This window comes from Afipia massiliensis (assembly GCF_014203115.1).
Taxonomy (GTDB): Bacteria; Pseudomonadota; Alphaproteobacteria; order Rhizobiales; family Xanthobacteraceae; genus Afipia; species Afipia massiliensis.
Genome location: NZ_JACHIJ010000001.1, coordinates 414722 through 429346 on the forward strand (window position 1 = coordinate 414722; position 14625 = coordinate 429346).

General features: G+C 61.1%; 13 protein-coding genes. 3 read left to right on the forward strand and 10 right to left on the reverse strand.

All coding sequences use genetic code 11. From position 1 onward, the window contains the following. Window positions 1-41: 41 nt before the first annotated feature. Entirely contained in the window at window positions 42-740 is a 699-nt protein-coding gene (locus tag HNQ36_RS01950) for a phosphatidylserine decarboxylase (protein ID WP_046830101.1), read from the reverse strand. Between the two features lie 34 nt (window positions 741-774). Continuing rightward, window positions 775-2748: an ABCB family ABC transporter ATP-binding protein/permease gene (locus HNQ36_RS01955; protein WP_184082268.1), complete on the reverse strand. Its 1974-nt coding sequence runs from the start codon at window positions 2746-2748 to the stop codon at window positions 775-777. A 216-nt stretch (window positions 2749-2964) separates the two neighbouring features. On the opposite strand from HNQ36_RS01955, the gene HNQ36_RS01960 reads away from it, so the two are divergent. Next, window positions 2965-3570, forward strand: coding sequence for an LOG family protein (locus HNQ36_RS01960; protein ID WP_046830103.1), 606 nt, complete (start codon window positions 2965-2967; stop codon window positions 3568-3570). Here the strand turns inward: HNQ36_RS01960 and HNQ36_RS01965 are convergent. The 4 genes from HNQ36_RS01965 to cysS form a co-directional block, all read right to left on the reverse strand. After that, a complete protein-coding gene (locus HNQ36_RS01965) occupies window positions 3567-3974 on the reverse strand; it encodes a VOC family protein (protein ID WP_184082269.1) in 408 nt (135 codons plus the stop codon). The genes HNQ36_RS01960 and HNQ36_RS01965 overlap by 4 nt on opposite strands. A 27-nt stretch (window positions 3975-4001) precedes the next feature. Further along, window positions 4002-5600 (reverse strand): citramalate synthase, encoded by a 1599-nt coding sequence (gene cimA, locus HNQ36_RS01970; protein ID WP_184082270.1) that lies wholly within the window; start codon window positions 5598-5600, stop codon window positions 4002-4004. Then, window positions 5597-6121 carry a GNAT family N-acetyltransferase gene (locus HNQ36_RS01975; protein ID WP_184082271.1) on the reverse strand — a complete coding sequence of 175 codons (525 nt, stop codon included), beginning with the start codon at window positions 6119-6121 and terminating at the stop codon, window positions 5597-5599. The genes cimA and HNQ36_RS01975 overlap by 4 nt, the downstream gene beginning before the upstream one ends. A 114-nt stretch (window positions 6122-6235) precedes the next feature. Then, on the reverse strand, window positions 6236-7618 hold the full coding sequence (cysS, locus tag HNQ36_RS01980) for a cysteine--tRNA ligase (RefSeq protein WP_184082272.1): 1383 nt from the start codon (window positions 7616-7618) through the stop codon (window positions 6236-6238). Window positions 7619-7909: 291 nt separating this feature from the next. Here cysS and HNQ36_RS01985 point away from each other — a divergent pair, with 291 nt between their 5' ends. Both HNQ36_RS01985 and HNQ36_RS01990 read left to right on the forward strand, forming a co-directional pair. After that, a complete protein-coding gene (locus HNQ36_RS01985) occupies window positions 7910-8209 on the forward strand; it encodes a hypothetical protein (RefSeq protein WP_184082273.1) in 300 nt (99 codons plus the stop codon). Between the two features lie 146 nt (window positions 8210-8355). After that, window positions 8356-9474, forward strand: coding sequence for a DUF2865 domain-containing protein (locus HNQ36_RS01990; protein WP_184082274.1), 1119 nt, complete (start codon window positions 8356-8358; stop codon window positions 9472-9474). Between the two features lie 7 nt (window positions 9475-9481). On the opposite strand, the gene HNQ36_RS01995 is transcribed toward HNQ36_RS01990, so the two are convergent. From HNQ36_RS01995 to gor, 4 genes are all read right to left on the reverse strand, one after another. Next, window positions 9482-11233 carry an NAD+ synthase gene (locus HNQ36_RS01995; RefSeq protein WP_184082275.1) on the reverse strand — a complete coding sequence of 584 codons (1752 nt, stop codon included), beginning with the start codon at window positions 11231-11233 and terminating at the stop codon, window positions 9482-9484. A 55-nt stretch (window positions 11234-11288) separates the two neighbouring features. Next, complete coding sequence (locus HNQ36_RS02000) at window positions 11289-11642, reverse strand: diacylglycerol kinase (protein WP_184082761.1); 354 nt, start codon at window positions 11640-11642, stop codon at window positions 11289-11291. A gap of 14 nt (window positions 11643-11656) precedes the next feature. Continuing rightward, window positions 11657-13045 carry a class II 3-deoxy-7-phosphoheptulonate synthase gene (locus tag HNQ36_RS02005; protein ID WP_184082276.1) on the reverse strand — a complete coding sequence of 463 codons (1389 nt, stop codon included), beginning with the start codon at window positions 13043-13045 and terminating at the stop codon, window positions 11657-11659. A gap of 194 nt (window positions 13046-13239) precedes the next feature. Further along, a complete protein-coding gene (gene gor / locus HNQ36_RS02010; RefSeq protein ID WP_184082277.1) occupies window positions 13240-14625 on the reverse strand; it encodes a glutathione-disulfide reductase in 1386 nt (461 codons plus the stop codon).

Consider the following 14625-nt stretch of genomic DNA (forward strand, 5'->3'; position numbering starts at 1 on the left):
GCCATTGTGGCGAAAAGCCTGCCGGATGATCGCAGGCTTGGTTAATCCACGCGGTAGCTCCGCCCGCCGTCGCCCAGCTTGAAATCGGCCAGCACGGTTTCACCGGCGATGGCCGTCTGGCCCTCCGATACAAGGGCTTTGGCGCCCTCGGGAAGGAAGACGTCGAGCCGCGAGCCGAAGCGGATCAGCCCGAACCGCTCGCCTGCCCCAAGGACCTGTCCTTCCTTGACGAAGGACACGATACGCCGGGCCACCAGACCCGCGATCTGGATCACCCCGATCCGGCCCGCCGGCGTGGAGATGACCAGCGAATTGCGCTCGTTGTCCTCGCTGGCCTTGTCGAGATCGGCGTTCAGAAACTTGCCGGGGCGGTAGGCAATGCGATCAATGCGGCCAGCCACCGGGCTGCGGTTCACGTGGCAGTTGAACACGCTCATGAAGATCGAGATGCGCGGCAGTGGCTTGTCGCCAAGGCCGAGCTCCGCCGGCGGCACCGCCTGCACCACCATCGACACCCGGCCGTCGGCCGGCGACACCACGATGCCCTCGCGCACCGGTGTGACACGCACCGGGTCGCGGAAGAACAATGCACACCACACCGTCAATCCGCATCCGATCCAGCCGAGCGGCGTCCAGATCCAGAACAGGATCAGGCTGGCGAAGGCGAAAGCCCCGATGAAGGGATAGCCTTCCGGATGGACCGGGGGAATTTGCGCGCGAATGGAATTGACGACGGACATGAGTTCAAAGACCTGCGTTTAATGTGACCCAAAACTATTCGGCGGCAGCGGGCGTGACCAGTGGATCGTTGACCGGCGGCGGCGCGCGATTGGGCGCGATGTTCTCGTCGGCCATCATGGCCAGCTTTTCCCGCGCTTCCTGAGCCTCACGTTGCCTGTTCCACATGCTCGCGTAAAGGCCATTTGCCGCCAGAAGCTGTGAGTGGGTGCCGCGCTCGGAAATGCGTCCCTGATCCAGCACGATAATTTCGTCCGCGCCGACAATCGTGGACAGCCGGTGAGCGATCACCAGCGACGTTCGGCCGCGCGCGACTTTCTCCAGCTGATCCTGGATCTCCCGTTCGGTGTGACTATCGAGCGCGGACGTCGCCTCATCCAGCACCAGAATCGGCGGCCCCTTCAGGATGGTGCGAGCGATTGCAACCCGCTGCTTTTCGCCACCGGACAATTTCAGCCCGCGTTCGCCGACCTCGGTCTCGTAACCGTGCGGCGACATGCGAATGAAGCCGTCGATTTGCGCCATCCCCGCCGCAGCCTCCACTTCCGCGTCGGTCGCATCCCAGCGGCCGTAGCGTATATTGTAGCGAATGGTGTCGTTGAACAGCACGGTGTCCTGCGGCACCATGCCGATGGATGCGCGCAGCGACGATTGCGTAATGTCGCGGATATTCTGACCATCGATGGTGATCCTGCCGCCGCTGACGTCGTACAGCCTGAATAGCAATCGCGAGATGGTCGACTTTCCCGCGCCTGATGGGCCGACGATAGCGACGGTCTTGCCCGCCGGCACCTCGAACGAGAGCCCTTTCAGGATCGGCCGCTCCGGATCGTAAGAGAATTGCACGTCTTCGAAGCGAACCGTGCCGGCAGAAATATGCAGTGGCTCCGCGCCCGGGATGTCTTTCACCTCCGGATTGCGCGACAGCACGCCGAACATCTTCTCAATGTCGATGATTGCCTGCTTGATCTCGCGATACACCATGCCCATAAAGTTCAGCGGCTGATAAAGCTGGATCATCATGGCATTGATCATGACGAAATCGCCAACCGTGTTGGTGCCGTTGCGGATGCCGACGGCACACATCATCATGGTTGCAGTGAGACCGAAGGTGAAGATCACCGCCTGCCCCGTATTCAGCACCGCTAGCGATGTATAGGTGTGAACGCTGGCGCGTTCGTAACGCTCCATGGACTTGTCGTAGCGCAGCGCCTCTCGCTCCTCGGCGCTGAAGTATTTCACCGTCTCGTAGTTCAGCAGCGAGTCGATCGCCTTGGTGTTGGCCTCGGTATCGGAATCGTTCATGCGGCGGCGGATCTCAATCCGCCATTCGGTCGCGTAGTAAGTGTACATCATGTAGATGACGACGGTCACGAACGTCACCAGCACGTAACGCCAGTCGAATTGCCACAACAGCACGCCCATCATCAGCGCCAGTTCGACGATGGTCGGTGCGAGTTGAAGGATGACCATGCGCACCATGGTCTCGATGCCGGTACGACCGCGTTCGAGCACGCGCGTTAGACCGCCGGTCTTGCGCTCAAGGTGAAACCGCAGCGACAATTCATGCATGTGCACGAAGGTGAGAAAGGCCAGCTTGCGCACCGCATGCATCGCCACTTTGGCGAAAAGGCCGTCGCGCCATTGCGTTAGTACCATCATGATGATGCGGATGGCGCCATAACTGAGGGTCATGATCAGAGGCGACGCGATCAGCCACAACATCCAGTTCGAGGACTGAACCGGCGCGGTGTCAGCGCCCGTCAGGGCATCAACGGCCCACTTGAATGTGAACGGGACGAACAGTGTCGCCGCCTTGGCAACGAGCAGCAGCACCATCGACCAGACGACGCGCATTTTGAGGTCGTCTCGGTCACCCGGCCAGATGTACGGCCACAGATGGGCGAGCGTTCCGAAGAGCGTTGCTTTCTCGGCATTCAAATCAGCAGGCGCCGGCGCCTTGGCGTCGTCCGACACCTCGTCAGGCGGGGCAGGATAGAGATCGGCCATTTAAACGTCAGTCACCTTGAGGCCAAGCGGGGCCTGATGCTGCGCGGGGCGCCCGTTCGTGATTGCGGTCATGGCCGTCATATAAAGCGTTTGCGCGGTTTTCGCACCCTTCCCCACCGATTCTTTTCCCCAAAACCGCCGATTTGGAGAACTATCCACCTTGCACTGCGAGACACACGCCTTGAAGATGTCGCAACAAATCGCCAGATAACCGGTATGAATACAATTAAGAACGTTTGCGTCTATTGCGGTTCCGGTCCCGGTACCAATCCCGAATTCGTCAAAGCGGCCACAGCTTTCGGCAAGACCCTCGCCCAGAATGGCGTCGGCCTCGTCTATGGCGGCGGGTCGATCGGCCTGATGGGTGCGGTCGCGGCCGGTGCGCTCGACCACGGCGGCAAGGTCACGGGCATCATCCCGACGTTTTTGACGAAACGGGAGCATGTGCTGAAAGACGCGCAGGAGGTTATCGTCACCAAGGACATGCACGAGCGCAAGCAATTGATGTTCGAGCACTCCGATGCCTTCGTGGCGTTTCCCGGCGGGGTCGGCACCCTGGAAGAACTGGTCGAGCAAATGACGTGGTCGCAGCTCGGCCGTCACAGCAAGCCGATCCTGCTCGCCAACATTGACGACTTCTGGAATCCCCTGCTCGTGCTGATCGATCACATGAAGCAAACAGAATTCATCCGCGCGAACCTGTGGGTGGATGTGCTGACCGCTGATCGGGTCGAGGACATTCTCCCGACCCTTCAGAAGGTAGCCGCGCAGGTGCCCGAAGCCGCCAAGCTGATGGACGATCAGGTCGCGAGCCGGCTCTAGCTAGCCTCTGGAGCCGAAGGCGAGACCTCATCCTTGAGGAACGTCACCACCTCGATGCGGTTGCCGTCGGGATCGACGACAAACGCGGCGTAGTAGCTCGGGTGATATTCCGGGCGTGGGCCTGGAGCACCGTCCGACCGGCCACCCGTCTTCAATGCGGCATTATGAAACGCGTCAATCTGGGCCGCCGTCCTCGCGCGCAGACAGATATGCGTGCCGCTTTCCGGAGGCACCGGTGTCATGCCGGTGCGAAGATTGATCCAGAATTCAGGATAGGTCTTTCCAAAGCCGATGGTCGCCGGTCGCTGAATCAACCTGGTCAGTCCTAACGGCGCGAATGCCGCTTCGTAGAATTTTGCGGCCCGCTCAAGGTCCGCAACACCCACCGAGACGTGATCAATCATTGCGCCCTCTCCCGTTTTCGGGATCAGCTATGCCGGCGCGTTCGACTTCACCAGCTTGTAGACGACCGAATCCATCAGCGCCTGAAACGATGCGTCGATAATATTGGGCGACACGCCGACCGTGGTCCAGCGCTCGCCGGCCTCATCCTCGCTTTCGATCAGAACGCGCGTCACGGCCTCGGTGCCGCCATTGAGGATACGCACGCGGTAATCGACCAGCTTAAGGCCCTCGATGTATTTCTGATACTTGCCGAGATCCTTGCGCAGCGCAACATCGAGCGCGTTCACGGGGCCGTTGCCTTCCGCCGCCGAGATCAGCATTTCGCCGGCAACATCGACTTTCACCACCGCCATCGCCACGGTGACACGCTGAGCCAGTGCGTTGTAACGCTGCTCGACATTGACGTCGAACTGCACAACGCGGAAATAATCCGGCACCTTGCCGAGCGTGCGCCGCGCCAGCAGATCAAACGAAGCGTCCGCGGACTCATACGCGTAACCCGCGGCCTCCTTCTCCTTCATTTCCTCGACCAGACGCGTCAGCTTCGGATCGTTCTTGTCGAACGGAATGCCGGCGCGTTCCAGTTCAGCGATGACGTTGGAGCGCCCCGCCTGATCGGAAACCAGAACCTTGCGGTGATTGCCGATCGCTTCGGGAGCAACATGCTCGTAGGTCTGCGGATCCTTCAGCACCGCCGAAGCATGGATGCCGGTCTTGGTGACGAAGGCACTCTCGCCGACATACGGCGCATGTCGATCCGGCGCGCGGTTGAGAATGTCGTCCAGCGCACGCGAGGCATGGACCAGCGTTGCGAGCTTTTCCTGCGACACGCCGATCTCGAACCTGTCGGCAAATTCTTTCTTCAGCTTCAGCGTCGGGATCAGCGAACAGAGATTGGCATTGCCGCAGCGCTCGCCAAGCCCGTTCAGCGTGCCCTGAATCTGCCTAGCGCCCGCGCGGACCGCGGCCAGCGAATTCGCAACCGCCTGCTCGGTGTCGTTGTGGGTGTGGATGCCGAGGTGGTCGCCGGGGATGTGCTTCACCACCTCGCCGACGATAGCCTCGATCTCGTTCGGCATCGTGCCGCCATTGGTGTCGCATAGCACCACCCAGCGCGCGCCGGAGTCATACGCGGCCTTGGCGCAGGCCAGTGCGAACTGTGGATTTTCCTTATAACCATCGAAGAAATGTTCGCAGTCGAGCATGACCTCGCGGCCCGCCGCTTTGGCGGCGCCAACGCTGTCGCGGATCGAGGCGATGTTTTCCTCGTTGGTGGTCTCTAGCGCCACTCGCACTTGATACTCGGACGACTTCGCCACGAAGCAGATCGCGTCGGCCTTGGCCTCGATCAGCGCCGCAAGGCCCGGATCGTTCGATGCCGAGCGGCCAGGACGGCGCGTCATGCCGAAGGCGGTGAATTTCGCATGCTCGAACTTCGGTTTGGCTGCAAAAAATTCGGTATCGGACGGATTTGCGCCCGGATAGCCGCCCTCGACATAATCGATGCCGAGATCGTCGAGCATATCGGCGATGATCCGCTTGTCGTGCAACGTGAAATCGACGCCGTTGGTCTGCGCGCCGTCGCGCAGCGTGGTGTCGAACAGATAGAGGCGTTCGCGGCTCATGATGGCCTTCCCGGCATTTCGCCTCGCGGCGCATCGCCGCCCAGTGACTTTTTCATTGTCGTGTTGGCAAGCCATTCATCGCCGACCGACACCGTATTGCGTTGCTGGCTTGTGTAGCCGCGCTTGACGAAGAACGGTTCGGCGGTGTCGCTGGCTTCGACTGTCAGCGCCGTTGCCCCTCGCGCTCCGGCTAGTTTCTCAAGCGCATCGCAAAGCGCTGTCGCGACACCCTGCCGTGCAAAACCCGGCAGAACATAAAGAAGATCGAGATGATCCTTGCCTTTCAGCGAGGCAAAGCCGACCGGCGAGCTTTCTATCGTTGCAACCAGCGTGAGCTGGCCGGCGAGGCGCTTTCCGAATTTGTCCTCATCCTCGGCGGCACCTGCCCAGGCCTCGCGCTGCGCATCCGAATAGTCTTCCTCGGCAAGCTCATCGATACTGGCGACGAAGATCGCCGCGAGCACCGGGGTGTCTTGGGGGAGAAACGGCCGCAGGCCGACTTTGGGCATAGATTGTCCCATCGGACTAAAAAGCTCCAAACAGCTTGAGCGCGATCACGACCGCAGCCACGATCACGACCCACTTCAACACGATGTAGTAGCGCCAGTGCTTTGGAAAAGGCGTGTCAGGCTTCGTCATCGCGCGATCTCCCACGTGGTGCCGTCCTTGGAATCCTTGATCACCACGCCCATCGCCGCGAGTTCATCGCGGATGCGGTCGGATTCCTTGAAGTCTTTCCGCGCGCGCGCGGCGGTGCGGTCGGAGATCAGGTTGTTGACTTGCGCCTCGTCAATCCCGCTCGCAACCTGCTTGCGCGATTTCCATTCGGAGGCACTCTCAGAAAGGAAACCAAGCAAACGCAACGACGCTGCAAACTCACTACGGCGATCATCATCTCCGGAGGCTGCAGCATTGCGCAAACTATGTAGTGAAGCGATAACTTGCGGCGTATTAAGATCGTCAGACAACGCGACGGTCACGGCGCTCGATGGACGACCGCCGTTGTCATCTGCGGCGACCCAATACCAGTCATCGAGCGTCTTCGCGCTTTCCTCCAACCCCTTCAGCGTCCAGTCGATCGGCGAGCGGTAATGCGTTCTCAGCATGTTGAGGCGCAGCACCTCTCCCGGCCAATCTTTCAGCAATTCATTGATCGTGACGAAATTGCCGAGGCTTTTCGACATCTTCTCGCCTTCGACCTGCAGGAAGCCGTTGTGCATCCAGACATTCGCCATGCGCTCTTCATGAAAGGCGCAGCACGATTGCGCGAGTTCGTTCTCGTGATGCGGAAATACGAGATCGATGCCGCCGCCATGAATGTCGAACTGCTCGCCGAGATGCTTCCACGCCATCGCCGAGCACTCGATGTGCCAGCCCGGACGCCCCTCGGCCTTGATGCCAGCCGGAGACGGCCACGACGGTTCGCCCGGCTTCGACGGCTTCCACAGCACGAAATCCATCGCGTCGTGCTTGTAGGGCGCAACGTCGACGCGCGCGCCTGCCAGCATCTCGTCAAGCGACCGGCGCGCGAGCTTTCCGTAGTTCGGATCGGACGCCACCTTGAACAGGACGTGGTCCTGCTCGGCATAGGCATTTCCGTTGGCGATCAGCTTTTCGATGATCTCCCGCATCTCTGCGATATGCTCGGTCGCGCGCGGTTCAACGGTCGGCCGCAGGCAGCCCAGCGCATCGACATCGGCATGAAACTGCTTTTCAGTCTGCTCGGTGACCTTGCGGATCGCTTCGTTCAACGGAAGCCCCGGGAAATCCCGCGCCGCGCGATCGTTGATCTTGTCGTCGACGTCAGTGATGTTGCGGACATACTTGACGTGATCGGCGCCGTAGACATGCCGGAGCAGCCGAAACAGCACATCGAAAACGATGACGGGGCGCGCGTTGCCAATATGCGCAAAGTCATAGACCGTCGGCCCGCACACATACATGCGCACGTCTTTGGGATCGAGCGGCCGGAACGGCTGCTTCTCCTTGGTCAGCGTGTCGTAGAGCTTTAGCTCCATGGAAATAGAATCCCTTGCCTTGCGGCCGGGTCGTCCCATGATCTCGATTGAGAAAAGACGGCTCCAGCCAGCGAATCGCTAGCTAATAATCTCGCGGCAAATGCCGAAAATGGAGACAGAACCGTTCATGGGCCGCACAATGGTCCAGCCGGGGTAACCGCGTCAAGGTCACACTCCATGGATTTCGGCCTCTTTGGGTCCGGTCCGCCACGGAATCGCCGTCCTTAATCATTCTTAACCGTTCGGGCTTATTGATGGAGGCGCCTGTGCTTCTCCCGAACTGGTGCCACCATGCGATTCCTGTTCACACTGACTGCCTGCATATCTCTGATGGCTGCGGCCGAGACCCGCGCCGACAGCCGTGTTTTCATCATCGCCAACCAGCCGGACGGCTACGGCGTCGATGAGTGTCTGGCCAAGGGTGAAAAATGCGGAGCCCCTGTTGCGCGGGCCTACTGCCAGTCGCGGGATTTCGCGCAGGCCACCGGTTACCGCCGCATCGATCCCGACGAGGTGACGGGCGCGATCCCAGCATCCACCGGCACAACCGGAAGTCATGGCGAGTTCGTCGCGATCACCTGCCATCGCTGAAGCGGGCCACCCCAGTTCCCTGGGGCTTCTTTTCGTCACGATTCTCTGCCTTATCTCGTCCCTGAATCGACGTGACCTTGCCGCCGGAAGCTAGTATGTGAGCGTCCGTCGGCCGCGCCGCGGTCAGCCAGCCGGATCGGGACAGCTTGCCGAATTCTTCGTTTCTGCGATGGACTTTTGCCTACGTTGCGCTTGTGAGCGCGGCGATGCTGAGCCATGGCGCCACGGCACAGCAGGGATTTCCGCCTCCTCCGCCAGGTCAGCCCGCAGCCGCCAATCCCATCTGCCAGCGGCTTGTTGGCCAGTTGTCGGCAATCGAGGGCGGCGGTGGCGACAGCGCCAAGGCGGACCAGATACAGCGTTATATAGAGGCCCAGAGCCGGCAACAGTCCGAGCTGGAGCGCGTGCAGGATCAGGCCAAGCGGCAGGGCTGCGACAGTTCGGGTTTTTTCTCGCTGTTCAGCGGCCAGTCCGCGCAATGCGGGCCGATCAACACGCGTATTCAGCAGATGCGGTCCAACCTGGACCAGATCACCAACAATCTTGAACGCTTGCGCGGCGGCGGGTTCGGCGGTTCGGAGCGCGAGAACCAGCGCCGCTCGGTGCTGATGGCGCTCGCGCAGAACAATTGCGGCCCGCAATACGCGGCTCAGTTGCGCAACAGCGGTGGCGGCGGCTTCCTCGAGAACCTGTTCGGCGGCAATAACAATACCGGCGCGCCGATCGACAACGGGGCCGCCTCGGGCACCTACCGAACGGTCTGCGCCCGAAGCTGCGACGGCTTCTATTTCCCGATCTCTTTCGCCACCGTGCCGGGCCGCTTTGCGGACGACGAGCGCACCTGCAAGGCACTCTGCCCGGCCGCGGATGCGACGCTCTACAGCTATCGCAATCCCGGCGAAGACATGAACCAGGCCGTATCGATCAACGGCCAGCCGTACGCTCAGTCCCCGAACGCATTCAAGTATCGCCAGGCGTTCGACAAGTCGTGCAGTTGCAAGGCCGTCGGCCAGACATGGTCAGACGCGCTGAAGAACATCGACGACAAGGCCGCGGCCGCCCAGCAGGGCGACATCATCGTGACCGACGAGAGCTCGAAGAAGATGTCGCAGCCAAAAGCTCCGGCACCGGCCCAGAAGAAAGCGGGCTCCGTCGCAACGCCGGCGAACGCCCAACCGTTGCCGACCGGCGCACCGACTGCGCCCGCCGATTCTGGCGACAAGCCGATCCGATCGGTCGGGCCGACATTTATCCCAGCACGCTAAGGCTGGCTCACCCCTCGAAAGCTTCCGCCGAGCCGCGGCTGGATCGCGTCACCAGCGAATGATCAGGCGCGGACGGCTCCGTCCCCGTGTCCCGGAATTTGTTGATGATCGGATAACGACGGTCGCGGCCGAAATTCTTGCGCGTCACCTTCACGCCGGGTGCTGCCTGACGGCGCTTGTATTCGGCGATATTCAGCAGCCGGTCGATGCGCGTGACGGTCTCGCGGTCGAAGCCCTCGGCGATGATCGAGGCCAGTGGCTCCTCGCGTTCGACCAATCTCTCGAGAATGGCGTCCAGCACATCGTAAGGCGGCAACGAATCCTGATCGGTCTGGTTCTCGCGCAATTCCGCCGTCGGCGGACGCGTGATGATGTTCGGCGGAATGACCTCGCCGGACGGACCAAACGCGCCCTCAGGCTTCCATGAATTGCGCAACGTCGAAAGCCGAAACACTTCCGTCTTGTAGATATCCTTGATCGGATTGTAGCCGCCGTTCATGTCGCCATAGAGCGTAGCGTAGCCGACCGACATTTCGGACTTGTTGCCGGTGGTCACCAGCATCGAACCGAACTTGTTGGAAATCGCCATCAGCAAAACGCCGCGCGTGCGGGCCTGCAGGTTTTCCTCGGTGACATCACGTACACGCCCCGCGAATGTCGGCTTCAGGATGTCCTCAAACCCTTGCACCGCCGCCGCGATTGGCAGCACCTCGTACTTGATGCCGAGTTGTTTTGCGAGCTTTGCCGCGTCGTCCAGCGATTCCTGCGCCGTAAACCGAAACGGCAGCATCACGCCGCGCACCTTGTCCGCGCCGAGTGCGTCCACAGCAATGGCCGCGCACAAGGCGGAATCGATACCGCCGGATACACCGAGCAGCACACCTGGGAAACCGGTCTTGCCGACATAATCCCGCAAACCCAGCACACAGGCGGCATAGTCGCCCCTGTCACCGTCAAGCACCGGCGTGACCGGCCCCTTGCAGCTCCAGCCGCCCTCACCCTTGGTCCAACGTACCGTCGTGATGTCTTCCACGAACCCCGGCAACTGGAAGGCCAGCGAGCGATCCGCGTTCAGCGCGAAAGACGAACCGTCGAATACCAGCTCATCCTGACCGCCGATCTGGTTGAGATAGATGAGCGGTAGCCCGCTTTCAGCCACACGAGCCACGGAGACCGACAATCGCATGTCGTTCTTCTCACGCGTATAAGGCGAGCCATTCGGTACGATCAGGATTTCCGCGCCGGTCTCTGCGAGACATTCGACGACGTTTTCGTAGTCTTCGGACTCTTCCATCCATGTGTCTTCACAGATGGGCACACCGACCCGCACACCGCGGATCGTGACCGGGCCGGACACCGGCCCGCGCGCAAACACCCGCTTCTCGTCGAAAACACCGTAATTCGGAAGGTTGACCTTGAACCGCAGCGCCGCGATCCGGCCGTCGTCGAGCAGCGCGCAGGCGTTATAGAGTTTGCCGTCCTCGACCCATGGAGTGCCGATCAGTACCGCCGGTCCGCCATCGGAGGTTTCCCGCGCGAGCGCTTCAACCTCGGCGCGGCATGCGGCCTGAAACGCCGGCTTGAGTACCAAGTCTTCCGGCGGGTAGCCCGCCATGAACAGTTCTGGCAATACCAGCAAATCGGCGCGATCGGCTTTCGCCCGCGAGCGGGCTACACGGGCCTTGGCAGCGTTGCCCGTGACGTCGCCGACGACGGGATTGAGCTGCGCGAGCGTGATCGTGAACTGGGATTTGGTCATGATCGCTTTTAGCCCGCCCAACGCAGCATCCGCAATTGCTCAATATGAGCACAATTCAGATGAGACCTATGCGTTCGGCGATCGCAAACAGCCAGAAAGCGCCCGCGATCAGCAGCATCACGGCGACTGCCGCTGATCCCATGTCCTTGACGCGGCCGATCTGGGGATCGTGATCGGTCGTGAGACGGTCGGCGAGCTTTTCGATGGCGGTGTTCAGGAGTTCGACCACCATCAGCAGCAGCACGACCATCACAAGTTCAAGACGGCGCACCGGCGTGACGCCGATCAGCCATGCCAGCGGGATCGCCAGCAGTAGCGCAATCAACTCTTCGCGGAAGGCCTGTTCGGAACGGAAGGCAAATGCCAATCCGTTCCGGCTGTTGATCGTGGCGCGGCACATCCGCGACAGCACCACTCGCACCATCAGAACCCCGCGACGGCCGGCATCGGCTTCACCTTACCGACGCGCTCCTGCTTGAGAAGTTCGGCGATCAGGAAAGCCATGTCGATCGATTGCTCGGCGTTCAGGCGCGGATCGCAGACCGTGTGATAACGGTCGTTGAGATCCTCGTCGGTGATCGCACGTGCGCCGCCGATGCACTCGGTGACGTCCTGCCCGGTCATTTCCAGATGGACGCCGCCGGCATGGGTGCCTTCCGCGGCATGGATCGTGAAGAACGATTTCACCTCTGACAGCACGCGATCGAACGGCCGGGTCTTGTAGCCGGACGTCGACGTGATGGTGTTGCCGTGCATGGGATCGCACGACCAAACCACGACGCGGCCTTCCCGCTGCACAGCACGGATCAACTGCGGCAAGTGAGCATCAACCTTGTCCGAACCGAAACGGTTGATTAGCGTCAACCGGCCCGGCTCGTTGTCGGGGTTGAGGACGTCGATCAGCTTGATCAGTTCATCCGGCTTCAGCGACGGGCCGCACTTCAGGCCGATCGGGTTCTTGATGCCCCGGAAGTATTCGATGTGGCCATGATCGAGCTGGCGGGTGCGGTCACCGATCCAGATCATGTGACCCGTGGTCGCGTACCAGTCGCCCGTCGTGGAATCGACGCGCGTGAACGCCTGCTCGTAGCCGAGCAGCAGCGCCTCGTGGCTGGTGTAGAAGTCGGTCGCGCGCAGTTCCGGATGGCTCTCGAGATCGAGGCCGCAGGCGCGCATGAAATTCAGCGCCTCGGAAATACGGTCGGCCAGTTCCTTGTAACGACGAGACTGCGGCGAATCCTTCAGGAAGCCGAGCATCCACTGATGCACGCTGCCCAGGTTGGCGAAGCCGCCGGTTGCGAACGCGCGCAGCAGGTTCAGCGTTGCCGCCGACTGCCGGTACGCCATTAGCTGGCGTTGCGGATCTGGAATGCGCGCCTCTTTCGTGAAAGCCATGTCGTTGACGATGTCACCGCGATAGCTGGGCAACTCGACATCGCCCTGCTTTTCCATCGGCGAAGAGCGCGGCTTGGCGAACTGTCCGGCGATGCGGCCGACCTTCACCACCGGCAGCGCGCCGGCATAGGTCAGAACCACCGCCATCTGCAGCAGCACGCGGAAGAAGTCGCGGATATTGTTCGCGCCGTGTTCGGCAAAGCTTTCGGCGCAGTCGCCGCCCTGCAGTAGGAAGGCTTCGCCGGCCGCGACGCGGGCCAGCGATTTCTTCAGGTTGCGCGCCTCACCTGCAAAAACCAGCGGTGGAAACGTTGCAAGCTGCGCCTCGACATCGGCCAACGCTTTCGCATCGGGATAATCCGGCACTTGCATAACTGGCTTCTTGCGCCAGCTGTCGGGCGTCCACCGCTCGGACATGACTGAAACTCCTCAGGAAACGACAATCGCGTGATAGCGCCGGGTTATACACAGGTGGTCCCGGTCTTGCCAGTTGCAAATCGGCATGACGGATCAGGGACTTGCCGCCTCAGACAAGGCTGCCTTGGCGGGCTTTGTGCCGGTTTTGGCGGAATTTTCCAGCTGGCCGTATGGCTCAGCCGGACCGGAGTTGGCTATTCCGCGGCCTGGCGGACGTGGCGTGCACTTGGGGTCCGCAAGGTCACCAGCTCTTCCGCCGCAGTCGGGTGAACCGCCATCGTTGCGTCGAAGTCAGCCTTGGTCGCCTTCATTTTCACGGCAATGCCGACAATCTGAATCAGTTCGCCCGCCTCCGGCCCCACGATATGGCAGCCCACGATGCGGTCGGTCGAGGCATCGACGATCAGCTTCATCATGATCCGGGATTCGCTTCCCGACAGTGTCGATTTCAGCGAACGGAAATCGGTCTTGTAGATATCGACGTGGGTATATTGCGCCCGTGCCTCAGCTTCGTTGAGCCCCACTGTGCCCACTTCAGGCTGCGTAAAGACTGCGGTTGGAATGTCTGCATGGTCGACGCGCGTCGGTCGTTTGCCGAACACCGTGTCAGCGAACGCGTGCCCTTCGCGGATCGCGACGGGCGTCAGGTTGAGCCGATGCGTAACATCACCCACCGCGTAGATGTGCGGGACATTGGTCTGCGAAAATCCGTCAACCGCGACCCCCCCATTGACCGGGTTCAGCGCAACGCCAGCCTTCTCCAGCCCAAGCCCCTTGATATTCGGGTGTCTCCCGACTGCGAACATCACCTGATCGGCGGCAACACTCGATCCGCTCGACAGATGCGCCGTGAAAGCTTCACCGTGCTTGTCGACTTTGGTGACGACGCAGCCGGTCAGCACTGTGATGCCGGATTTTTCCATTTCGTTGCGCACATGCTTTCGCACGTCGTCATCGAAACCACGCAGGATATTCTCGCCGCGATAGATCACGGTCACATCCGCACCAAGACCGGCGAAGATGCAGGCGAATTCCAGCGCGATGTAACCCCCGCCCTGAATCACGATCCGCTTCGGAAACGTCGTAAGGTGAAACACCTCGTTGGAGGAGATCACATACTCGATGCCTGGAATGGCTTCGCCATGGTTCGGCGCGCCGCCTGTGGCAATGAGGATATATTTTGCTCTGACGGTTTCGCCTGTTGAAAGGCGCAGCGTATGCGCGTCTTCGAACGTGGCACGTGCTTTTAGAATTTTGGCGCCGGCCTTTTCGACATTGAACGTATAGGCCGCCTCGAGCCGGGCAATTTCCCTGTCCTTGTTGGCGATCAGGGTCGGCCAGTCGAATGTCGCGGGCGGAATGGTCCAGCCGAAGCCCGCAGCGTCATCCAGTTCGTGGCGAACATGGGATGCGTAGACCATCAGCTTCTTGGGCACGCAGCCGCGAATCACGCAGGTGCCGCCCATGCGGTATTCCTCTGCGACCAAAACGCTTGCACCGTAGCCGGCGGCAATCCGGCCAGCGCGTACGCCGCCCGAGCCACCGCCGATCACGAACAGATCAACGTCGAAGTCCGCCAT